Here is a 22,537-nt window from a genome sequence, read left to right on the forward strand (position 1 = left end):
TTTGAACTCCGGCAGCACTAGGCACTCATAAATACTACTGTCTAACGGCAAAAAATCCTGCTGTCTCGCGGAAGGTCACGTTGCTGTTGCGCGGATCATCCCCCGTGACTACGATAATGCCGGTAATTGTTTCAGCATTGTCGCCGGATAGAATGGCGTAATAACTGCCTTCCTCAAACACTTCGCCACCAAAACTTGATTGGATCGTGCCCGAAAGTTCACCATTGCTGTCCAGCACACCGGGCTCGATGTCGAAGAACAGGGTTGGCAATTGCGTGCCGCCTTGTGCGCTCAGGATTGTGGAGGTCACATCATTGTTTGCAAGATCGAATACGCGCCGATTGCTCACGACGCCAATCACGCCAGAACCTGCATTGAAGTCGTTGAAATCGATGTTCACTTCGATATCGCCGCGCACATATTCAAGGCCACCTTGACCAATGAAATCCCGCAGACCGCCATAATTGTTGGTTCCAGAATAATTTGCCTGCCCAGACGTGGGCAGGGTCACGCCGCCGTTGCGTTGATAAATATATCCACCAAAACCGTAGTCCATATACGCACCGGTGCGGATAATTGCGATTGATGTATTGCCGTCCGGCCCAACGCTATAAAGCGCGCGATAGGTTAACTGGTTGATATTTGCCAAGGTCAAACCGTCCACGACGGTCGCCTCGTTTTCGAACACGTTGAATGGGCCGATGCCGATGCGATTGCCTAGATTGTCGCGCACGGCAGTGTAGGGGCCTTCGCCGTCAAATGCGAGGTTATCGACAGTAAAGGTGTCATTGACGCTGTTATAGGCAAAACCTTCGGCAAAACCGTTGCCGGTTTCACCTGCTTGGGCTTCGCGCCGGAAAATTGTGTTGTTGGGCGAGGGGTTGGTCGTGCCAGGCAGGATCGTGCGATCGGATGAAATCGGATCACCGCTATTGGTTGTGGTCTCGGTCACGATCGGTGCAGAGGTGGTGGTGTCCTCTTCAGCCGCTGTGCCGCTTTGAGTGCTCGTGCTGGTTGCTTCGTCAACCATGAACGGATTGGTGCCGTTGCAGGCGCTCACACTCATCAAAATGGTGCAGAGAACAGTAAAACGTATCATTAAAAAAGGGCCTTCAAAGCGGTCAGGTTGTAAGGTCCGCGCTGGCGTTGCGAAAGTCAACGCAGCTTAGGGTGGTTTTCCTTAATAAAAGTGAAGATCGTCGCCAAATTGAACCACAGTATCTGGGGGGCTTGCCATTCTGTGCCCATAGATGTGGGCCCCAATAAGCTTAAAGTGTGCCGAGCAAAGCACCGAGCCTCTCCAGCCCGAGGTTCAGATTCGCCTCTGCGCCGCCGCCCACCCCAAGGCGGATATGGCGCGGCGCATCATAGGCGGAGCCGGGCAGCAGGAAGGTGCGGTAGGGCGCAGCCAGCAGCGCTTTGGCTAGCGTATCGCCATCGAGGTCGCCGCCAAGGCGTGCGAGGCCGATCAAACCGGCTTCGGGCGGCGTCCAACTCAGCAGGGGTTGGCCTTGCACGAATTCATCCAGTAGCGCGAGATTGGCGCGCCCGGCGTCGCGGGCCGCGCTCAGTGCGGGGGCGTAGCGTTCTTCGCGTAGGGCGATTTCAGCGATAACTTCGCCCATGACATTCATGATTTCGCTGGAATTTTCGCGCAAGATTATGGCATCCATGATCAGCTCTGCGTTGCAACAGATCATCCATCCTGTGCGCAAGCCTTGCAAGCCAAGCGCCTTGGACACGCTGCCAGTAGTGATGCCGCGCTCATAAAGGCCAGCGATTGAGGGCGCGCGTTCTTCGTTCCATTCGAGCCCAGCGTAGACCTCGTCAACGATCAGCCAAGCACCGACACGCTGCGCGATATCGGTGATATCACGCAACTCGTCAGGGCGCAGCAAACGGCCTGTGGGGTTGTTGGGATTGGTGAGAAAAATCAGCTTGGTTTTCTCGGTAACCGCAGTGCGCAGATCATCGAGTGGCAGTGCCCAGGCATCCTGTTCGCGCCGGTTCACCACTTTGATGTGCGCACCGATAGCCTTTGCCATCACTTCGGCCTGCGGCCAGCCGGGTTTTTCGATGACGATCTCGTCGCCTGGTTCCAAAAGCTGGCGGATCGCAAGGTAATTGGCTTCCGCCGCGCCGGCGGTGATCAGCACATCGTCAAGCGCGCAGTTTTCCTGCAGAGCCGCCGTGCGCAGCACATGGGCGCGCAGCTCGGGCAGGCCACGAAAGGATTTCTGGTTCCAATCCAGCGGTAAAGCGGGATCAAGCGCATCGAGAAAATCACCAAGTACGGGGGATTTGGACAGGGAAAACCCGACAAAGGCTTCCGGCTCCGCCTCGGTCGTGTCGAGCAGATATTCGAACAATGTGTGAATCTTGACTTTCATAAACCCGCCTGACCTAGTTGCGACATAAAGGGGAGCATCGTGGTTTCAAAAGGTTTCATCAAGGGGCGTCCTGCGCAATTGCATGTGCTGGATTTCGGCCTGTTCAAGGTTCATGCCAACGGGCGCGTGATCGGCATTTGCGGCTTTTTGATCGTCACCGACGTGGGCGAGCGTATCTTGATCGACACCGGTTTTCCCGCAAAATACGCGCGGGACGCGGCTCGTGCCTCAAAAGAGGATAATCTTGGGGAATTCGGGGAAGTTCTGGCATTGTCAGCGGGCAATTTACCAGCGCCGCAACTGGCTAAATCAGGGGTTTTGCCCGGCGATATAGACCTGTTGATTATGACCCATACCCATATTGATCACGTTGGCGGCCTTGCTGATTTCCCAGGCGCGCCTATCCTGATCGCTAAAGCGGAGCGTGATTTGCCAAAGCCGCTTTATTGGCGCGGCGCGCAGCCGATGGACTGGCCCGTGCGCGACTATATGCTGGTCACTCAGGATTTCGATCTGGGGCCAGGGCTGCGCATCTTGCTGGTTCCGGGCCACGCGCCGGGGCAACTGGCGGTTTTGCTGGACATGCCCGACAGCGGGCCGATGCTTTTGGTGAGCGATGCGATCTCGCGGCCGGCCGAGATCGACGAGAAGTTTGCAGGTTCATGGGACGACGCGCTGGCGATAGTGAATGGCGCACGTCTGATGGCTTTGGCCAGAGAGACGGGCGCACAAGTGATTTACGGCCACTGCCCGGAGCAATGGCCGAATTTGCGCAAAACGCCCGAGCACTTCACCTAAGTTCAGGACCTGTTGATCCTAGCGGACGTCTCGTCCTTGATTGAGGATAAACACGTTGCCGCTGGACACATCGCCCATCGGCCCCGCGAGAAAGGACACCCAACCCGCGATCTGCGCGGGCTGCATCGCTTCCCCATGGGGCATCTGGGCGATGGCCTTGGCCAGAACTTCTTCGCTCAGCACGCCGAACAAGGGCGTTTGCGTCATCGCGGGCGCAATTGAATTGACGCAAATCTTGTCGGTGGCATAGCGGCGCGCGAGGTCCTTTGTGAGCGTGTCGAGCGCGGCCTTGCTGGCGCGGTAGGGGGGCGGATCGAACACGTCAAAATTATAGGCCCCGTTGGAGGAAATATTGATGATCTTCTTCACGCCGCCGCGCTTGAGCATCATCGGCACCGCGTTCTGGCAACAATAAAAGGCGGTCGAAAAGTTGAGTGCCATTTGCTGCTGGAACTCATCGGCGGGAATGTTCGGGAATTCGGACATAAAACATGTGCCTGCGTTGTTCACCAAGATGTCCACGCCGCCAAAGCGCGCCTCGACCTCGCCAAAGGCCTGCGCCACCGCGTCCGGATCGGTCAGATCGACTGTGATGCCCAGAAAATCTGCGCCATGCGCTGCGTCAAGCGCCTCAAGCCCGTCTTTAGCGATATCGAAACCCGCCACCTTCATTCCGTCGGCCAGAAGCGCTTGCACAAAGGCTTGCCCCATGCCGCCTGCGGCACCTGTGATGATCGCAACTTTTCCGCTCATATACGCGTCCTTCTTCGTTAACCGTGCGCAACACAGTGTTTTGCAATTGCGCGATGTAGATTGCGCACGAGCGCTTGCCACTTGCAAAAGCTGAGGGCATGGTACGTGCACGAATATGTCCCCTGGGAGAACTACACATGAAAAAACTTATGACAGCAACGGCTGTATCGGCCCTGATGTGCTCAGCGGCCTTTGCCGAAGATATCAAACTGGGCGTGATTTTCGGCTTTACCGGCCCGATTGAATCACTGACCGGCAATATGGCGGCAGGCGCGGAACTGGCGATGCGCGAAGTCACCGAATCCGGCCTGCTTCTGGACGGCTCCTCGGTCACATCTGTGCGCGCGGATTCCACCTGCATCGACTCTGCGGCGGCAACCGCTGCGGCCGAGCGCCTCGTCACATCCGACAAGGTTAACGCGATTATCGGCGCGGACTGCTCCGGCGTAACGGGCGCAGTCCTTCAGAACGTGGCGCGCGCCAACGGTATCGTGATGGTCTCGCCATCCGCGACTTCGCCTGCGCTTTCCACGGCCGAGGACGATGGTCTGTTCTTCCGCACGGCGCCATCGGATGCACGTGAAGGTCAGGTCATGACCGACATTCTGATGGAAGAGGGCATCAAATCCGTCGCTCTGACATATACCAACAACGATTACGGCAAGGGCCTTGCGGATGCGTTTATATCGTCATTCGAAGCGGCAGGCGGCGAAATCACGGTCAACATCAGCCATGAAGACGGCAAGGCGGATTATTCCTCCGAAGTTGGCACGCTGGCATCTGCGGGTGGCGATATTCTGGTCGTTGCAGGCTACCTTGATCAGGGTGGACGCGGTATCATCGAGGGATCGCTCGACACAGGCGCATGGGATCGTTTCGTGCTTCCGGGCGGGATGATCGGGGACAACATCCTGACTATCGGCGAAGGGCTGAACGGCTCGTTCGGTCAGATCGCAGGATCTGACAGCCCCGGTACGGCGACCTATTCGGAAATGGCCGCAGCTGAAGGCTTTGACGGCACATCACCGTTCACACCTGAAAGCTATGATGCGGCAGCGCTGGTGATGCTGGCGATGCAGGCGGCGGGCTCTTCCGCAAGCGCGGACCTCAAGGATCACATTTTCCACGTGGCGAATGCACCGGGCGAAAAAATCTATCCTGGTGAATTGGCGAAAGGTCTGCAGATCATCAAGGATGGCGGCGATATCGATTACGTCGGCGCATCCGCGGTTGAACTTATCGGCAACGGCGAATCTGCCGGTAGCTACCGCCAGCTGAAAGTCGTGGACGGCAAGTTCGAGACCATCCGTTTCCGCTAAACGCGATGCGACAAGATATGAAAGCCCCGGCACTGCCGGGGCTTTCTTCCTTTAAAGCCTACTCACTGGACCCAGCCCATGCGCAGCAACACCAAACACGCCGGATATTTTCTTTATCACTCCATCGGGATGTATCCCGGCAAGGAGGAAGAACTGGCCGCTGCGACGGCCGAGTTTGCCGAAATATGGGCCGCGCCCGATGACAAGCAATGGGGCTATGTGCTGCTGAAGCGGCAGGATTTCATCGATTACTGGCGCCGCATTATCAATGTGCCAAAGGGATCCACGACGACCTGTGAGAGCGTTACGGATGGCATGCACAAACTCATGCGCGCGCTGCCCGACGGCCAATTGCGCGGCAAGCGGGTGTTGGTGGCTGAGGATTGTTTCCCGTCAATGCACTTCTTGCTGGCGGGACTTGCACCAAAGATGGGCTTTACCCTCGACACGGTTCCCAAGCGCGCAGGTGCCTCATGGGTCGAACCGGATGATTTCATGGAGCAATGGGGCACGGATGTCGGCCTTGCGCTGCTGACTTGGGTCACATCAACCGCAAGCGCACGCGTTGATCTGGAGCCATTGGTGGCGCATGGGCGCAAAATGGGCAGCATGATCGGTGTGGATATCACGCAGGCCGCTGGTCTGATCCCGTTCGATGCGATGAAGCCGAAAGTGGATTTCGTCCTCTCGACCTCGCTCAAATGGATGTGCGGCACACCGGGTGCAGGCATGCTCTATGTGGACAAGGCGCTGGCGCAAGAACTCCAGCCCGAAGCGCGCGGATGGTTCTCGCAGAACAACCCGTTTTCATGGGACCTTGATAAGTTCGAATACGCCCCCGATATTCGCCGCTTTGACAGCGGCACGCCGGGGTCGATGGCGGCGCTTGCGTCTTTGCCCGCGCTTAAATGGCACGCGGGGCAGGACCACGCAGAGCTGGCCGCGTGGAACCGCGAATTGGTCGATCTGATCATCAAACGCGCCGATGCGCTGGACCTCACGCTGCACTCGCCGCGCGATGCGGACCGGCGCGGCGGCTCGGTCATGCTGCGCTTTCCCGACAAGGCAGAGCCAGCGGCGCTGGTTGGCGCGCTGGGCGTCGAGGGGCTATCGGTTGATTTTCGCGGGCAATTGCTGCGGCTCTCGCCGGGGAATGTGACCTCCAAAGAAACAATTAACGATGTGTTCGATCTCACGGGCGAAGTCATGGCGCGCCGTCGCCGCCGCTTTGCGGGGCAGGGCGGCGCGGGCGCGTCGATCAATATGAAGGGAAGCGATATGTCCTCTAACGATGTTCTGGGCGCTCTGGGTGCGATGCTGCTGAGCGGTGACATTAAAATCGTCGATTGTACCGCGCAGCTTGGACCCGATACACCAATCCTGCATTTGCCCGAAGACTTCGCCAAAAACACGCCGAAGGTCGAAATTCACAAGATCAGCGAATATGATGCGGATGGGCCGTTCTTTGCGTGGAACTGGATGAAACTGGGCGAGCATTCGGGCACGCATTTCGATGCGCCGCACCACTGGATTTCCGGCAAAGATCATGCCGATGGCTATACTGATACGTTGGATGTCCAGCGCATCATGGCGCCTGTCAATGTGATTGATTGCTCTGCGGAATCGGCGGCGGACAATGATTTCCTGCTGACTGCCGAGCACGTCAAAATCTGGGAGAGCACTCACGGCGAAATCAACCCCGGTGAATGGGTGGTGATGCGCACTGATTGGGACAAGCGCGCCCATGATGCGGCGCTGTTTCTGAATGACGATCCCGATCCCCATGAGGACGGCAGCCACAGCCCTGGCCCGACAACCGATTGTATTGACTACCTTTTAAGCAAGGGGATCGTCGGTTGGGGCACGCAGTGCATCGGAACGGACGCGGGCATGGCGGGTAAATTCAGTCCGCCGTATCCTGCGCATAATTACCTGCACCGCGACAATTGTTTCGGCCTCGCCAGCCTTTGCAACCTTGATCAACTCCCGCCCAAGGGCGCAATGCTGATCGCTGCACCGCTTAAAATCGAACACGGCACGGGATCACCAATCAGGGCATTGGCGCTGGTGCCCAAGGGCTGATTTTCCAAGTTACCTAGCAGGTATGGGTCAAGAAATTGTTAAAGGAATTGCGTGGATTTTACGGACAACGTTCGTAAAATATTTATACCTTTCAGTTACTTCACTTGCCTATGGGCAAACGAGAGATCACAGGTCTAGCTGAATTACGCGCGGCGCGGCGCGCGGGGGCTGACCTATTGGTGCATGTCTTCGTGTTTTCGGTTTTCGTGAACCTGTTGATCCTGACGGGGCCAATATTTGCAATGCAAGTGTATGAGCGTGTGCTTGGCTCCCGCTCTGAAGAAACGCTTGTTGCGCTCATCCTGTTGGTTGGGGCGCTTTACCTCTTTATGGGGGTGTTTGAACATGTGCGCGCCCGCCTTCTTGCACGCTTCGCAGTGCGTTTTCGCGAAGCGCTCGATTCGCGGGTATTTCGTGCAAGTTTGCAGCATCGGGCATTGGAGGAGGAGACCGGCGCGCGGGCCGCGGTAGGGCTGCGCCAGCTAGATGCGATTCAGGCCTTCGTTATATCGCCGGTAATGTTGGCCGCTTTTGATATTCTGTGGACACCGTTTTTTATCTTCGCGCTCTTCATGTTTCATCCGATGCTTGGGTGGCTTGCGTTCTTTGGCGGCGGTGCTCTTGTCCTCGCCGCGCTGCTGGGCAACCTTGTGACAAACCGCCTGACGCTTGCAGCGCAGGGCGAATCCAATGCTGCTCATAACCTTGCCGCAAAAGCCCGCAGCTCAGACGAGATCGTGCGCTCGCAGGGGATGGGCACGGCGATAGAGCACCGTTGGCAAGCGCTTCAGAACACGGCTCTGATGCAAACGGTCTACGCCAGTGATCGCTCGGGTAGCTTTGCTGCCGCAATCAAGGCTTTTCGGCTTTTCCTGCAATCTGCGATGCTTGCGCTGGGGGCATTTTTGACCTTGCAAGGTGAGCTGAGTGCAGGGGCGATGATTGCCAGCTCGATCCTTCTCGGGCGCGCACTGGCCCCGATCGAGCAATCGGTGGGCCAGTGGCCGCATATTCAGCGCGCTGCGCAGGCATGGCATGGCCTTGGCGCTTTGCTACAGGCGTTTCCAGCGTGTAGCGCGAGGATCACATTACCCGATCCACCGGCCCATCTGATGTTTCATGGAGTTAGCGTGTTGGCACCGGGCACACGCCAGCCGCTCCTGTCTGGGATCACTTTCGCACTCGAGCCGGGGCAAATACTCGGGGTGATTGGCAGCAGTGGTAGCGGCAAATCCACTCTGGCCAAGGCGGTCATCGCGCTCTTGCCTCCTGCCTTGGGGGAAATCCGTTTTGGCGGGGCGAGCCTTGATCAATACGGACCCGACCAATTGGGCCGACTCGTTGGATACCTGCCTCAAAATATCACATTATTTAATGGAACCGTCGCAGAGAACATTGCGCGGATGTCTGAGGAAATTGATCTGAAAGAGGTGTTTGCTGCCGCGCAGCGGGCCAATGCTCATGACATGATTCTCGCCTTGCCGCAGGGCTATGAAACGGTTCTGAACTGCGAGAATGACCTGCTCTCTGGAGGGCAAAAACAACGCATTGCGTTGGCCCGAGCGCTGTTTGGGCATCCTGTTTTATTGGTTCTGGACGAGCCGAGTTCTGCTTTGGACCAAGCCGGGATTGACGCTTTAGACCAAACATTGCGTGATTTTAGAAAGTCTGCGCGCTCAGTGATTGTCATGAGCCACCGCCCGCAAACGATTGGCCAATGCGATCGTTTGATCGTGCTTGGTAACGGGCGGATCAGGGCCGATGGGCTGCGCGACGAAGTCTTGAGCGCAACGCTGATAAACAGTGCTCAAGTCGGGCGTGAAATAGTGCGCGCGCAGCAAGGCGATGACGCTGTTGGGAAATGCAATGCTGCGTAACAGCGGGGTATTGGCAAACACGCGAAAATCGCTTTTGCTTGGCTATTTTTCGCTAGCGCTTTTGATCGGTATCACTTGGTTCTGGAGTGTACAGGCAAGCATTTCGGGTGCGCTTATTGCGCCGGGGATTATTGAGGTGGAGCACAAGCGCCAGGTCGTTCAGCATCCTCAAGGCGGTGTTGTCAGCGCATTGCTGGTGCGGGATGGCGATAGGGTAAGCGCGGGTGATGTGTTGCTCCGGTTGGACGATTCCAGGGCACGCTCGGAGTTGAGCATGGTCAACACTCAACTCTACGAAATACGAGCGCGCAAAGGAAGATTGAGCGCAGAGCGCGATGGTTTGGCGCAAATTGCGTTCAGTGCTGATTTCCTTTTGCTTGCGCGCACGCAGCCAAAGATCGCGTTGCTAGTGCAAAGCCAGACCCGCTTATTCGAAACCCGCCGCGATGCGCTTAAGCAAGAAAACGAACAAGTGCAAAACCAGATTGATCAAGTGGGCGAGCGGATAAAGGGGGTCAAAGCGCAATCAAGGGCGAACGAAGGACAAATCAGTTTGATCGTCACTGAATTGGAAAATGCACGAGGTCTGTTTGCTAAAGGCTTGATACCAGCCTCTCGCGTCTCCTCGCTGCGCCGCGAGGAGGCGCGCCTTAGAGGCTCACTTGGACAGCTTTCTGCGCAAATGGCGCAGCTCAGGGGCGATATTGCCGGTTTGAACATTGAAAAACTTCGTCTGGGCACACAGCGCCGCGAATCTGCGATTGCGGCGCTTCAAGAGCTTAACACGCGAGAAAATGAGTTGGCGCAACGCGCGATTGCGCTGCAGGACCTGTTGTCGAAAATGCACGTGCGGGCACCGGTGTCCGGGGTGATCCATGGCAGCACAATTTTTGCGCTGCAATCGGTGCTCTCCCCCGCTGCTCCGATCATGTTCATTATTCCGCAGGATCGCGCCATGCTTGTATCCGCGCGGATCGAAACGGTGGATATCGATCAGGTTTTTGAGGGGCAGAACGTCAGTTTACGCTTTAGTGCTCTTGATCCTCGCGAGGCCCTTGAAATAGTCGGGCATGTGCAGCGTATTTCGGCTGATGCGATAAAAGATGTGGCGTCGGGTCGGTCGTACTATCAAGTCGATGTGCAACTAAGCCCTGCGGAATTGGGGAAATTACGCGGCCAGAAACTTGTCCCCGGCATGCCGGTGAGTGCTTTTATCAAGACCTATGAACGCTCACCGCTCAGCTATTTGATGGGGCCTATAATCGAATATTTCAACAAAGCGTTTCGCGATGCCTGAGCGCAGAAATGCCGGTGTAATCCGCACTGGGCGCGAGCTGCGTGGATCATTGATGAACGCTGGCACCGTCACTGATTACTCGTGAGACAGATATTTCTCGCCCGGTAAATCATCCGCTAAGTGGCCAATTTGGTCATCACGAATCCATGTGTTGAACCCGCATCCGTTTGAGCGCGCGCTGCTACAATGATTCTTGCGCAGAGTATGTTGGCTTGCGGGTGCGAGTGAAACGGCAATACCTGTCGAAGTGCCTGATTTGTATAAATCGCAGATTAAGGCAAGTCAGAGAAAAAGGGGCTAGCGCAGGCTAACCCCTTGAATTCTTTGGCTCCGACGGTAGGGATCGAACCTGCGACCAATTGATTAACAGTCAAAATTCTGTAGCAAACGCTAAATAACACTGCGAAACACATTTCTCATAAAAACATGATGATAGTCAGAGGTTTGAGGAGTTTTGACTAACCTTTGTTATCTCCAGATAACACGCTATAACACATGAAAGTGTTACCCGTGTGTTACCCTTGGAGACCAATTGAGCATGCCAAGAGCGTTTACATCTAAGTCTGTAGAAGCCACGAAAGCAGATCCCAAACGACGCCAAGAAATCCCAGACCCCGCTTTATCTGGCCTCTATCTAGTAGTGCAGCCCAGCGGCGCGAAATCTTGGGCACTGCGATATCGCTACAGTGGAAAGCCAAAGAAGCTTACTTTGGGCAAGTGGCCCATTATGGGCCTTGCGGATGCGAGAGCGGCAGCTTCAGAGGCATTGGACAAGGTCGAGCATGGACTAGACCCTTCGTCTGAAAAGAAAGCCACAAGAGCGGCGCGTGAGGCGGCACAGCTTTCGGAGAGAGACAAGATCAAGACATTGGTCGCTCAATATGACTTACGCCACCTTGCGACGCTCAAGAGTGGTCGGACTGTGCGCCGTGAACTAGATCGACATGTCGTTTCGGTTTGGGGAGATCGGAACGTTTATGATATTCAACGTCGCGACGTCATTGATCTGCTTGATACGATTGCAGAGTCAGGACGTGTCGTCAGCGCCAATAGAGTGAGAGCCTACCTAAATACTTTTTTCGGTTGGTGCATCGATCGAGATATTATTCAAGTGAGCCCTGCGAACGGCGTAAAGCCAGTTGCGAAAGAGAAAAGTCGTGATCGAGTTCTAAGTGACGACGAAATACGTTGGCTTTGGAGTGCGTGTGAGATTGAAGGGCAACCTTGGGGGCCATTGGTGCAAATGTTGTTGCTGACTGGACAACGCTTAGGGGAAGTCGTCGGTGTCAATGACAGCGAGCTCCAAGGCGATCTGTGGCAATTGCCAAGTGTTCGGACTAAAAATGGCCGCCCACATGACGTTCCATTGTCTCGCTCTGTCGTGGAACTGTTGAGCGGTATGTCACGAGTTGAAGGAACGGCAGGGCTGTATCACACGACCACTGGTCAAACGCCTATGAGTGGATTTGACAAAGGTCGAAACCGCATTTCTAACAGGATGATTGAGGTCGCTCGGGTTGAAAGGAATGAAGTGGTCGAGATACCACATTGGACTTTCCATGATCTGCGCCGCACGGCTGCGACTGGCATGGCTCGAATTGGTATTCCCGTCAGGATAACTGAGGCGGTGCTAAACCATGTTTCCGGCACTGGCGGGGGGATTGTAGCGGTTTACCAGAGGCACGACTTTGCTGATGAGAAGCGTCAGGCTTTGGATGCGTGGGCGGATTATGTTGATCGACTGATCGACGATTTTGATGACAATGTGTTGCGCCTTCGAGAGTTCGTGCGATGATTTTTGATCCAAGTCGAAAAGCTGAATTTAAGGAAGATTTACTGTTGTGGGTAAAAGGTGAAGGTTTGCCATTTGATGAAATCCTTGCAAAATACAGGATCTCCGCAGTTAAATCGGCGGTAGGGGGTGATACTAGGGAGCTTGTAGGCCTCTATGAAGGAGAATTAGCTCTAAATGATGCTGAACAAGCAATGATTTCGGACATATTGAAAGGTCAAGTCAAGGTCAGGAAAGATCAAACTAAATTGGAAGAAATGAGTTCTCTCGCGCTTTCAGAATTTTTTTATACCAATGTCGTTGGTTGGGGAAAAGAGGCCACTGTTGCTGAGCTCCGAGAAGTTTATGGTCAGGGACGTTCGACAATCTTCGATAAGCTCAGGAAAAGTCATAAGATCGGATTTATTCAAACCGAACTATGGTACTTACGATTTCTTTTGGCGATGAGCGATGAGAAAAATAAAGATAAAACAAATGGTTAGGGAGTGGTCCGGATTTCAGCATTCAAAATCCGGACCGCAATTCTTTTGCGTCAGCAAGATTTTTGAGATGAATAGTTAGGCAGAGAACCAACCAAGGTGTCTGTCATGACCGCTGTCGAAAACCTACCCAGTGACAATCTTTCCAAAATTGAAAGTCAGCATCGTTTGATAGGTGCATCGACTGTCAGGGCCATGTTTGACGGCGTGTCAGACATGACACTTTGGCGTTGGCTCAAAGACACTAAACTGAATTTCCCCAAACCAATCTACATGCAGCGTCGTCGTTTCTGGCGAGAGGCTGAATTGATTGAATGGATCAACAATCGCCCTCGTGAATTGGCAGAATGAAAAGAAAGCCCGCCGTTGCATCGGCGGGCTTGAATGTCAGCCGGCTTTCACGGGTTAGCCGGGGCTGACGTTCTGATGGTGCTACCGGGAAACGGGCCAAAGCACAAGGGCAGCTATTCCGCGTTGTGCGGTCTCTCCACGCCCTAAGGCCCCTCTGCCACCCTCTGCGGCGGAGAACATGGGAGAGCGGACTGTGCCGAGTGAAAGGCAGGTCTGACCTGATGCTGGGGCTCGTCTGAATTGAGATGGCAACATGGCGGCGGTCGGGGCGGGATGCGGGTTTTCAACCCCGCTACAGTAACCCGCTTTCTGACCGTCCACCGAGGTCTGAACTGATTGAGATAGGGTTAAGAGAGCAACGTTGAGAATGATGAGAGAGACACATGGATAGCATAGTAAAAGCGAAGTTGATTGATCGCGCTCTCGCTTCAAATGGTAAAAAGCGAATTTCATTCGATGATGATGCGCGCAAAGAGTTGGTGGAGCAGGCCAAGGATTTATCGAACCACAGAAAGCGTTTTTTCTTCGAAGTAGTTTGCATGATCGAGTTTTCACCAGAGTTGTCAGCGGAAGAATTGGAAATTTCCAACGAGTTAGTCGAGCAGATCACAGGTCGAGATTTTTACCATGGTGGCAGCAATGGCTTATCCGTTGGAGATCTACTCAAGCCATCAAAGGTGACATGGCTCGACCCTCGTGAAATCGGCAACATCGACCCATGCCGCCAAGAATATGTATTCTTCAGTTCGAATAAGTGGGTGGCTGCTTCATATGCTGCAAGGCTCGCGAGAGAAGACAGGGGAACAGTTGGATGCACCTACCGAGTGAAGCCAAGCGGCTCAATACTTGTCGATCCAACAGCCTTACGTCCATTCATCCTCTTGCAAGACGCATCGGTAAAGCTGGACAACTTGATCTCACCAACGAATTTTTGCTCAACCGGCGCTGAAATCCTTGAGGTGATCGGATGAGTGATGTGATGGTCCCAATGCCCCAACTTTTAAAGAGGGGCGTCACCGCGGGTGTGGGTTACGCGTTCGCGCTGTGTGGTAAAATGCGGGCCTTACGTCTTTGGATTTTGATTGACCCACTTTTCTGCAGCAAGCACGTTAGAAAATTCATTACCCGAAACCTCAACGCCGTTCTTTGCTTTCGTAATCAAGTAACCTTTGTAGGTCTTGATAGCGGATCCGACTTCTTTGGTTTTTTTCAAACCACTGGAGGGTGCGGACATTACAGGGGCTGTCGCTGTCGATACGGACTGGGTTTGTTTGCGCATTATGCGCAGCATTTCCCCAGTGTTTTCGGCCGTAGCGATTTGCGTCAGTCCCATTTGAGCAATGGCTATTATCACAAGGCCAAACAAAGCCAACGCGCCGGAAGCAAGCAACGCGATAGCAAACCCTATTTCAGCAGTTTCTTTTGCCGAGCCAAACAAACTGGACAAGAAACCCAAAACAGCCAACGCGACAACAACCCAGCCAACTATGACCAAAACTACAAGCATGCGCTTGGCAATGTCAAAATTTTGCAACGTAAATTCCCTCTCAAATGTATTCAAATATTGGATCAAAATTTTATTGTGGGGAAGTTGGCATGAAGGCTTCTACCAAGGCAATCCGTTTCCTTGAATCTTTGGCAATTCCTGAGGGTCCAAAAGCTGGCGAACTGATCAAGCTGGCACCTTTTCAGAAGAAATTTGTCAAAGGCACGCTTGCTGACGGTATAAATGTAGCGGTCTTGTCGATTGGACGCGGCAATGCCAAGACAGCACTTTCTGCGGGCATCGCTTTAGGTTCGTGCATGGGGAAATGGGATAACCAACCCCGTCGCGAAATCTTGATTGCTGCAAGAACTCGGGATCAAGCTCGCATTGCCTTTGATTTTGTCGTCGGATTCATTCGGTCTTTGCCCGAGGATGAACAAGCCAAATTCACTGTGAGACGTTCACCGCGTTTAGAGATTGAATATGAAGGCGACGGCGGCGGGCATTTTATCCGAGCGATTGCAGCGGATGGAAAGTCTGCCCTTGGCTCCGCACCTACGTTGATCCTGATGGACGAACGAGGACATTGGGCGGCTGATCAAGGTGACGCTCTGGAACATGCTTTGCTTTCTGGCATGGGTAAGCGCGGAGGGCGCGCCTTGATTATTTCGACCTCGGCTGCGGATGATTCACACCCGTTTTCAGTCTGGCTTGATGAGGATTCGGACGGTGTTTACCGCCAAGAGCATAGACCGCCTGAAGGCTTGCCAGCGGATGATCTGGAAAGCTTAAAGGAAGCAAACCCCGGGGCGATAGCGGGCATTGGCTCGTCTCTGGAATGGTTGCAAGGGCAGGCACGGCGGGCAATTGCGAGGGGTGGCTCAACACTCACGACATTCCGGCTCTACAATCGCAATGAGCGTGTGAGCGGCGAAACCCGCGACGTTCTTTTGACGGTTGACGAATGGTTATCCTGCGAAGTTTCTGAGGTTCCAGCGCGGCAAGGTCAAGTTGTCGTCGGGATCGATCTAGGCGGCTCTGCGTCTATGACGGCGGCGGCTTTCTACTGGCCTGAAACGGGGCGGCTTGAATGCCTTGGCACGTTCCCGAGCAAACCAAACCTTGCGGATCGTGGTGCAAATGACGGCGTGCAAGGCCGCTACGTTGAAATGAACGAGCGAGGTGAGTTGTCAACGCTGGGTGATCAAACCGTACCAATCGCGCCTTGGCTCTTAGAGGTTATGGCACACATCGAGGGGGAACCAGTAGCGGCGCTTGTGTCTGACAGATACAAGCAATCAGAACTTGGCGAGGCCATCGATAGGGCAGGCATTCGAGCTCCAATTATCTGGCGAGGCTTCGGTTTCAAAGACGGCGGTGAAGATTGTGAACGGTTCCGACGCGCGGCGTTTGACGGCAAAGTGCAGACTTCACCTTCTTTGCTTTTGCGCTCTGCGTTTGCGGATGCTGTGACGCTGCGCGATCCGGCGAACAATTTGAAACTGGCTAAGGCGCGATCGATGGGGCGCATTGATACGGCATCGGCAACGGTTATCGCGGTAGCTGAAGGCGCGCGCATGATGGGCCGACCTTCTGGACGTGGAGGGCGCATTGCATGGGGCTGAATCGCAAGCGCGACGACTACAAGCGCCACTCTGCCAAAGTCACGCGCGGTCCGCGTTGGAAGGCTTTGCGGATGCAGGCCTTGGAACGCGACGATTGGCAGTGTGTCAAATGTGGCGAACGGCGCCAGCTTGAGTGTGATCATATTCTACCCGTCAAAACACACCCTGAACTTTCCTATTCTTTGGCGAATTTGCAAATGCTTTGCTCATTTCATCATTCCCAAAAAACTCGCATTGAGGTCGGTCACAAGCCCCTCAGTCCAAAGCGTCAAGAATGGCGCGATTTAGTAAGTGGAACAAAAGGTAAACAAAATGCTGACATCTAAAAAACTGGAACTACGTCGCTCTGAAATCCGTCAAGAATTGTCAGAACTGGCAAACATCGAAACACCCTCTGCGGATGAAACCCGCAAAATGGGCGAACTGGATCAAGAGTATCGCACCAAGGAAACGCAATATCGCGCGGCGCTTATCTCTGAGGACGAGCAACGCACCGAGGCCAAAGGCGAACTGGAAACCCGTTCCGAAAAGGAATGGACCGAGATCATGGCGGGCTTTGAAATGCGCCAAGTCGCTTTGTCTTTGGATGAAGGCCGCGCGCTTGATGGTAAAACGGCTGAGATTGTCACCGAACTGCGCAGCCAAGGCGGCTATCGCGGCATTCCCGTGCCATATGCTGCACTTGAAACCCGCGCTGGTGAAACCGTCGCAAGCGGTGCACCTGATCCGATTGCAACCCGTCCTTTGATCGAGCGTCTTTTCCCGGCATCTGTCGCGGCTCAAATGGGCGTCCAGATGATCAATATCGGCACGGGCGGGCAGGAAACACCCGTCACAACGTCGGCAATCACTGCGGGCTGGCAAGCGACTGAGGCGGGCAACGTACCGGGTCCGAGCGCTTACACGACGCTGGACCGTCCTTTGAAGCCTGATCACACTTTGGGCATTCAAATGCGCATCACACGCAAGACGTTGTTGCAATCTGGATCGGCTCTTGAGCAAGCAATTCGCCGCGATATGAACGGCGCTATGGCTCAAGAAATGGACCGTGCAATCTTTAACGGTTCCGGCGCATCTGGTGAACCTACGGGCGTATTTACGGGCGCGGCTGCGTGGGGGATCAATGAAGCGGATTTGAGCGCGGCGGCAACGTGGGCAGCTATCCGTTCTGAGGTAGTGGCGTTTATGACGGCGAACGCGGCGAACGGGCCGGATGCTGTGCGCTTGCTTATCCGTCCCGAAGTTTGGGACACGATGGACGGCGCATATATCTCTGGCACGGCGGTCACTGAATGGGACCGTTTGCGCGAGGCCGTTGGCACGATTGCAATGTCTCACAATGCTTTGCCAGCACCGACGGGCGATCCTCTGGCAAGCAAGGCTTTGCTGACAACAACGGCGGGCGGTGTTGCACCTGTCTTTGTCGGATTGTGGGGCGCTGTGGATTTAATTAGGGATCCATTTAGCGATGCACAAAGTGGCGGGCTGCGTTTGACGGCGCTTTCCACGATGGACACCACAATTAGCCGCGCGGTGCAAACTCGCGTTCTTACAGGCGTCCAGTAAGATGTTGGAAGGCTTTGCAGGCGGCGGTCTGGAATTACGCAAGAGAGCGTCCGGTGCGTTAGCACTGCAAGGCCGCTTTCCATACAATCAACGTGCGGTCCTCAGTGATGGGGGCCGTACAGGCCGGCCGCGCAAGGAAGTAATCGCATCAAAGGCATTTTCTTACAGGATCGAAACACCTTCAGAGCATGGCGGCAAAAAGGACATTCACCTGCTTTCTGGTCACGACTTTGGCAAGCCGATTGCGTCCGTTCGCTCAGGTACTTTGGACATTACAGACAGTGACGACGCGGTAACTTTCACCGCAACCATCACGGAAGAAATGCAAGAAGTGTCCTATGTCAAAGACGTGCTTGCGGCTGTTTCTGCTGGCTTGGCTGTTGGCATTTCACCGGGCTTTCGATTGCCACCTAAGCGCGCGGTTCCTGAGCCTGAGAAGGTTGAAGACGAGGGAATGGACCCTGAGAACGGAGCGCATAACGCGATTATCCGCACGGTATTGCAGGCACTTCTTTATGAAATGTCGATTGTGACAAGGCCAGCATATCCCACAACTCAGATTGAGGCGCGCAACTGGACACCGAATTTGCCGCTAGATGGGCTTGGCAATGGCCTGCAACGAACCTTGAACCGTTGGAGGGCGTGAAATGATTGACCTGATTAAACAGTTTGAGGACGTTCCAGCGGTTTATCCTGATGCGCCTGACGGCCTATCAACGGCGGCGGCGGCAATGGACGCAAATCTTATCTGGGCAAGGATCGAGGCGTACACCGCGCATCGCTTCACGGCGAGAGAGGTGGTCTGGACTTTGCTTGGCGATGCTGGTGATCAATTTCACCCGCGCCTTGCACCTGTCGTGTCGAGTTTTGCGCACCATTGGGGCGATGAATGGGACGCCGTGACCCTTCAAAGCGGCCCGCTTGGTTTCGTTCTGCCCTTTGACGGCACTTACCGCATAACTGCGCAAGTTGGTGCGGGTCTGGTCCCTGCACCCGTCTCCGAGGCTTTCCGACGCTTGGTTGAATACATGTCTGAAGAGGACGGGCCTTCTGGGTCAAGCTCATTTGTTTCGAGTATCGGTCCCCTCGAAGAATCCGTAACGCGCTCTCCAAATTGGATGGCGCGGGCGATGCAACAAAGTGGCGCTGGCGATCTGCTGCGCTCATATCGGAGGGCTTGATCATGTGGCCGTTTAAGAAAAAAGAACCTGAGAACGAAACCCGCTCAAGTGGCACCGGATACACGACGCAAGTCATGGCTGCGCGAGAGGCGTATATCACGGGCACAGAAGGCATTGCAGAACTCACGGGCACCGTGCAAGGCGCTGTGTCGCTCTGGGAGGGTGGTCTAAGCCTGGCTGATGTGGACGGCACCGATTTGCTGACACCGCGCAATCTGGCACTTGCGGCGCGCGCTCTCGCTCTGCGTGGCGAGGCGGTATTCGTGATCCGCGACGACGGGCTGTTGCCTTGCTCGGATTGGGATCTGACGACGCGCTTTTCTAAGCCAACCGCGTATCGGGTCGGCATCGCTGACACGGGCGGCGGCAAGAGCGAAACCGCATTGGCTGGCGAAGTGTTACACTTTCGGATCGGCTCCGAAGTAAACATGCCTTACGTCGGACAATCGCCATTGCGTCGCGCACGCCTCACGGCTGGCCTGTTGCAAACGCTAGAAACGGCTCTGAGTGAAGTCTATTCAAACGCACCACTTGGCTCATCTGTCATTCCATTCCCAGAAGCGCCGGATCAAGATATGAGCGATCTAGCGCGCGGTTTTCGTGGCTTTCGCGGCAAGGTTCTTGTTCGTGAATCTGTCAACGTGACGGCGGCGGGCGGTCCTGCACCGCAAACGGATTTGAAGCCAAGCGATGTTTCGCCTGACCTATCCAAGGCAATGACCAAGGAATCGCTGGCATCGGCAAAGTCTGGGATCGAGATGGTATTTGGAGTTTTGCCGGGGCTTGCTAATCCCAGCACCACCGGGCCGATGGTACGCGAGGCACAACGTCACCTTGCGCAATGGTCCTTGCAGCCTGTCGCGGTAATGATTGCTCAAGAGGCATCGGAAAAGCTGGGCAACGAAATCAAGCTGGACGTGATGCGACCTCTACAGGCATTCGATGCTGGAGGTAGAGCGCGCGCGCTTGGTGCTATCGTGCAGACCTTAGCGCTCGCGAAAGAGGCGGGCGTCGATCCTGATCAAGCGTTAAAACTTGTTGATTGGGAAACATGATCGATGAGCGCTCACGCGAGTTTTTCCAAGCGTCGTAAGCTAGGTATGGCTGGTCAGATTGCAGATGTCATTCGTTTGGCATTTGCTGACGGGCAGATCAGTAGCATATTTGGCTTGGAAGGTGTGATGCGCGCCTCTTTACGTGCTGATCTTTGTCTCAGAGGTTGGCGTTGGCTGGATGCGGATCAAGCTGCCCGTGACATTGTTTCAGGTGCGCATAGCTTGCTCGGTGCAAAGCGTCCGGACTGGTACGAAGGACAGCCAGAATATGTGATCGCTGAGGGTGTTCTGATCGAGAGGACGCGTTGCAAACGTTGTCACAAAAAGCTTCCTGAGAACCACTACAAATTTTGCGGGGATGTTTGCCGCAAGTCTTATCATTCTGTCTTGTTCAATCTTCGACATGCGTCCGAGCTTTATGCTGCGGATCTGGCAATAAGGAGCAAATGGTGATGGACCTAAACACGTACTGTCAAAATTGTAGTAAGCAATTGCCAGATGATCGCTATGCAGAAATTCGCATTTTCTGTAGTCGCGAGTGTTTCCAATTGGATCTTGCACGTCATGAGTATGAAGCCAATCGGAACGCCCGGACAGGTAGACCATGCAAGGAGTGCGAAAAGGTCATTCCTGTCTCTCGTAACCTTGCTGCGGAATTTTGCAGTAAGTCGTGCATGGCCAAGGCTTGCTACCGTCGCGGCGCAGGTGCTCGCTTGATCAAGGCACGTAGGGGCAGGCTCTGTAAGATTTGTGATGGTGAAATCCCTGCCGAGCTAAATTTCAGAACTCTTTATTGCGGGAAAAGCTGTCAGGCTAAAGCGCAATTAGAGGCAACTCGTAGATTCCGAGAGCGACAACGAAATATCGCTATTAGGAATTTGGCAAAGTCTTCACGAATCGATAAAATCAAAGAGCACAAAATTGGGAGTACAAAATGAACTACGTCAAAGAACGCCAAAAGGAAATTGCGAACGAGATCAGAGAAGTGACGTCCGCTTTGGATGATGAAGCTTTTGCAATTACTGCCCTGTGCGTGATGGCCTTGGAACGAGGTGACATGCGCTTGGTCCAGGCATTGTCTGAAGTTGCTGAGCCGCAACCGAAGAGCGCAACGTGCGAACCGTCAGAGATCGACATTGGCTTGGTTCAACGAATCAGAGGGATCTGCGCCAACTCAGAAACTATGTTTTGGGGGACGGCATTGAATGCAGCAGTCGAACGAAACGATAAACCCAGATTGGAACGGCTCTATAAATGCATACGGATCAGAACTGCGAACTGACGTGAAATTCCAAGAAATTCCGTTACCCGAAATGTTACCCCTGAGAAGCGGTGGATTCTCAATGCTCAGGGGATTTTCAAGTAAGTTACCAAAACTAAAGGGAAGTTTTGGCTCCGACGGTAGGGATCGAACCTACGACCAATTGATTAACAGTCAACTGCTCTACCGCTGAGCTACGTCGGAACACTGCGGGCGATATAGCAATGCGGGTTTGCGGCGTCCAGAGGCATTTGCCCACAAAACGCGTTTTTCTTTGCGCACGGTCTAAAGTCGGTGAAACAGCGCACTTTCTGTTGGGGCGTCGCAGCGCGCAACTTGGTTTTTGCCCTCCAGATCAATGAGATGGGCAAAGACGTTGCGCGTGGCAGCCCCTAGCAGTGCGACAGGCGTCTCGGTGTAGATTGCTGCGGCCAAACTATGCGCAGCGGCAGGGCCTGTGCTCAGCGCCTCCAAAATCTGCGCTTCACGGCTTTGGCGATGTGCGATGAGCCAGTCAATCCGCGCAGCGGGATCGCTGATTGGTGCGCCATGACCGGAATGCAGCACGGCAGCGTTCAACGCACGCAATTTAGAGCAAGAGCGCATGAAATCCGTCAGATCACCGTCAGGCGGTGAGACGAGCGAACTTGCCCAGCCCATCACAAGATCACCGCAAAAGACGGCATCGCCCCACTGAAAACACATGTGATTGCCCATGTGGCCGGGCGTGTGCCAAGCGATCACGTTTTGATCGCCAGCCTGCAATGCGCTGCCGTCGCTCAAATGAACATCAGGTGCAAACGCGAGATCGATACCTTCGCCGCCGCCCTTCATACCCGTGATGAGGCAGGCCTGCATCGCGGCGCTGCGGCCTGCATCGCTCGGCCCGAATGCGAAAACCGGCGCGCCCGTGCGGCGCGAAAGCGCGGAGGCAAGGGGGGAGTGATCTACATGCGAATGTGTGACCAGAATATGGGTGATGCGTTGAGCCGCGTCGCAAGCGTTCAGGATTGCCGTCAGATGTGCCTCGCTCTCGGGGCCGGGATCGATCACCGCGATATCGCGTGTTCCGAGCAGGTAGGTATTGGTGCCGCGATAGGTCATGGGTGAGGGGTTTGGCGCAAGGATTCGGCGCAGTGCTGGTGCGAGGGGCTGTGCCACACCAACGGGGGGATTGAAATCATCAGGTGGCATCGGCTCTTTCCTCTGGCTCTCGCGTTGGCTA

22 protein-coding genes, 1 tRNA gene and 1 pseudogene are annotated in these 22,537 nt (G+C 54.7%); 18 read left to right on the forward strand and 6 right to left on the reverse strand.

Going from position 1 to position 22,537, the window contains the following annotated elements:
- Nucleotides 1–34: 34 nt before the first annotated feature.
- Both B9P63_RS07360 and B9P63_RS07365 read right to left on the reverse strand, forming a co-directional pair.
- Nucleotides 35–1,099, reverse strand: a complete 1,065-nt coding sequence (locus tag B9P63_RS07360; protein ID WP_085307930.1) for a hypothetical protein — start codon at nt 1,097–1,099, stop codon at nt 35–37.
- Nucleotides 1,100–1,268: 169 nt separating this feature from the next.
- Nucleotides 1,269–2,390, reverse strand: coding sequence for an aminotransferase class I/II-fold pyridoxal phosphate-dependent enzyme (locus B9P63_RS07365; RefSeq protein WP_085307931.1), 1,122 nt, complete (start codon nt 2,388–2,390; stop codon nt 1,269–1,271).
- A 39-nt stretch (nt 2,391–2,429) separates the two neighbouring features.
- On the opposite strand from B9P63_RS07365, the gene B9P63_RS07370 reads away from it, so the two are divergent.
- Nucleotides 2,430–3,188 (forward strand): N-acyl homoserine lactonase family protein, encoded by a 759-nt coding sequence (locus B9P63_RS07370; RefSeq protein WP_085307932.1) that lies wholly within the window; start codon nt 2,430–2,432, stop codon nt 3,186–3,188.
- A gap of 18 nt (nt 3,189–3,206) precedes the next feature.
- Here B9P63_RS07370 and B9P63_RS07375 read toward each other — a convergent pair whose 3' ends face one another.
- Nucleotides 3,207–3,941 carry an SDR family NAD(P)-dependent oxidoreductase gene (locus tag B9P63_RS07375; RefSeq protein WP_085307933.1) on the reverse strand — a complete coding sequence of 245 codons (735 nt, stop codon included), beginning with the start codon at nt 3,939–3,941 and terminating at the stop codon, nt 3,207–3,209.
- A gap of 137 nt (nt 3,942–4,078) precedes the next feature.
- Here B9P63_RS07375 and B9P63_RS07380 point away from each other — a divergent pair, with 137 nt between their 5' ends.
- The 9 genes and pseudogenes from B9P63_RS07380 to B9P63_RS07420 all read left to right on the forward strand — a co-directional run bounded on the left by B9P63_RS07380 (nt 4,079) and on the right by B9P63_RS07420 (nt 14,109).
- Entirely contained in the window at nt 4,079–5,260 is a 1,182-nt protein-coding gene (locus B9P63_RS07380; RefSeq protein ID WP_085307934.1) for an ABC transporter substrate-binding protein, read from the forward strand.
- Nucleotides 5,261–5,389: 129 nt separating this feature from the next.
- Nucleotides 5,390–6,364, forward strand: a pseudogene (locus B9P63_RS07385) (aminotransferase class V-fold PLP-dependent enzyme); the annotation flags it as partial.
- Between the two features lie 174 nt (nt 6,365–6,538).
- Complete coding sequence (locus B9P63_RS07390; RefSeq protein WP_085308299.1) at nt 6,539–7,342, forward strand: cyclase family protein; 804 nt, start codon at nt 6,539–6,541, stop codon at nt 7,340–7,342.
- 110 nt (nt 7,343–7,452) lie between these two features.
- Nucleotides 7,453–9,219: a type I secretion system permease/ATPase gene (locus B9P63_RS07395; RefSeq protein WP_085307935.1), complete on the forward strand. Its 1,767-nt coding sequence runs from the start codon at nt 7,453–7,455 to the stop codon at nt 9,217–9,219.
- A complete protein-coding gene (locus B9P63_RS07400) occupies nt 9,209–10,516 on the forward strand; it encodes an HlyD family type I secretion periplasmic adaptor subunit (RefSeq protein ID WP_085307936.1) in 1,308 nt (435 codons plus the stop codon). Before B9P63_RS07395 ends, B9P63_RS07400 begins: the two co-directional genes overlap by 11 nt.
- Nucleotides 10,517–11,054: 538 nt before the next feature.
- Nucleotides 11,055–12,311 carry a tyrosine-type recombinase/integrase gene (locus B9P63_RS07405; RefSeq protein WP_085307937.1) on the forward strand — a complete coding sequence of 419 codons (1,257 nt, stop codon included), beginning with the start codon at nt 11,055–11,057 and terminating at the stop codon, nt 12,309–12,311.
- The gene (locus tag B9P63_RS07410) at nt 12,308–12,790 is read left to right on the forward strand and encodes a hypothetical protein (RefSeq protein ID WP_085307938.1); all 483 of its coding nucleotides are present in this window, start codon (nt 12,308–12,310) and stop codon (nt 12,788–12,790) included. The genes B9P63_RS07405 and B9P63_RS07410 overlap by 4 nt, the downstream gene beginning before the upstream one ends.
- 105 nt (nt 12,791–12,895) lie before the next feature.
- The gene (locus tag B9P63_RS07415) at nt 12,896–13,138 is read left to right on the forward strand and encodes a helix-turn-helix transcriptional regulator (RefSeq protein WP_085308300.1); all 243 of its coding nucleotides are present in this window, start codon (nt 12,896–12,898) and stop codon (nt 13,136–13,138) included.
- Nucleotides 13,139–13,521: 383 nt separating this feature from the next.
- Nucleotides 13,522–14,109 (forward strand): hypothetical protein, encoded by a 588-nt coding sequence (locus B9P63_RS07420; protein ID WP_085307939.1) that lies wholly within the window; start codon nt 13,522–13,524, stop codon nt 14,107–14,109.
- Between the two features lie 92 nt (nt 14,110–14,201).
- Here B9P63_RS07420 and B9P63_RS07425 read toward each other — a convergent pair whose 3' ends face one another.
- Nucleotides 14,202–14,672, reverse strand: coding sequence for a hypothetical protein (locus tag B9P63_RS07425; RefSeq protein WP_085307940.1), 471 nt, complete (start codon nt 14,670–14,672; stop codon nt 14,202–14,204).
- A gap of 62 nt (nt 14,673–14,734) precedes the next feature.
- Between B9P63_RS07425 and B9P63_RS07430 the strand changes: the two genes are divergently transcribed.
- From B9P63_RS07430 to B9P63_RS07470, 8 genes are all read left to right on the forward strand, one after another.
- Nucleotides 14,735–16,249: a terminase large subunit domain-containing protein gene (locus tag B9P63_RS07430; RefSeq protein WP_176219118.1), complete on the forward strand. Its 1,515-nt coding sequence runs from the start codon at nt 14,735–14,737 to the stop codon at nt 16,247–16,249.
- Nucleotides 16,240–16,575 carry an HNH endonuclease gene (locus B9P63_RS07435; protein ID WP_085307941.1) on the forward strand — a complete coding sequence of 112 codons (336 nt, stop codon included), beginning with the start codon at nt 16,240–16,242 and terminating at the stop codon, nt 16,573–16,575. Before B9P63_RS07430 ends, B9P63_RS07435 begins: the two co-directional genes overlap by 10 nt.
- On the forward strand, nt 16,562–17,815 hold the full coding sequence (locus tag B9P63_RS07440) for a phage major capsid protein (RefSeq protein ID WP_085307942.1): 1,254 nt from the start codon (nt 16,562–16,564) through the stop codon (nt 17,813–17,815). The genes B9P63_RS07435 and B9P63_RS07440 overlap by 14 nt, the downstream gene beginning before the upstream one ends.
- A 1-nt stretch (nt 17,816) precedes the next feature.
- Nucleotides 17,817–18,461 (forward strand): HK97 family phage prohead protease, encoded by a 645-nt coding sequence (locus tag B9P63_RS07445; protein WP_085307943.1) that lies wholly within the window; start codon nt 17,817–17,819, stop codon nt 18,459–18,461.
- Between the two features lies 1 nt (nt 18,462).
- The gene (locus B9P63_RS07450; RefSeq protein WP_085307944.1) at nt 18,463–18,996 is read left to right on the forward strand and encodes a hypothetical protein; all 534 of its coding nucleotides are present in this window, start codon (nt 18,463–18,465) and stop codon (nt 18,994–18,996) included.
- 2 nt (nt 18,997–18,998) lie between these two features.
- The gene (locus B9P63_RS07455; RefSeq protein ID WP_085307945.1) at nt 18,999–20,051 is read left to right on the forward strand and encodes a phage portal protein; all 1,053 of its coding nucleotides are present in this window, start codon (nt 18,999–19,001) and stop codon (nt 20,049–20,051) included.
- 3 nt (nt 20,052–20,054) lie between these two features.
- Entirely contained in the window at nt 20,055–20,504 is a 450-nt protein-coding gene (locus B9P63_RS07460; RefSeq protein ID WP_139816221.1) for a hypothetical protein, read from the forward strand.
- A gap of 481 nt (nt 20,505–20,985) precedes the next feature.
- Complete coding sequence (locus B9P63_RS07470) at nt 20,986–21,333, forward strand: hypothetical protein (protein ID WP_085307948.1); 348 nt, start codon at nt 20,986–20,988, stop codon at nt 21,331–21,333.
- A 108-nt stretch (nt 21,334–21,441) separates the two neighbouring features.
- Here the strand turns inward: B9P63_RS07470 and B9P63_RS07475 are convergent.
- Both B9P63_RS07475 and B9P63_RS07480 read right to left on the reverse strand, forming a co-directional pair.
- Nucleotides 21,442–21,516 (reverse strand) — tRNA-Asn (locus B9P63_RS07475).
- 81 nt (nt 21,517–21,597) lie between these two features.
- Nucleotides 21,598–22,506 carry an MBL fold metallo-hydrolase gene (locus B9P63_RS07480; protein WP_085307949.1) on the reverse strand — a complete coding sequence of 303 codons (909 nt, stop codon included), beginning with the start codon at nt 22,504–22,506 and terminating at the stop codon, nt 21,598–21,600.
- Nucleotides 22,507–22,537 lie beyond the last annotated feature (31 nt).

It is taken from the genome of Planktotalea arctica (genome assembly GCF_002105285.1).
GTDB classification, from domain to species: domain Bacteria; phylum Pseudomonadota; class Alphaproteobacteria; order Rhodobacterales; family Rhodobacteraceae; genus Planktotalea; species Planktotalea arctica.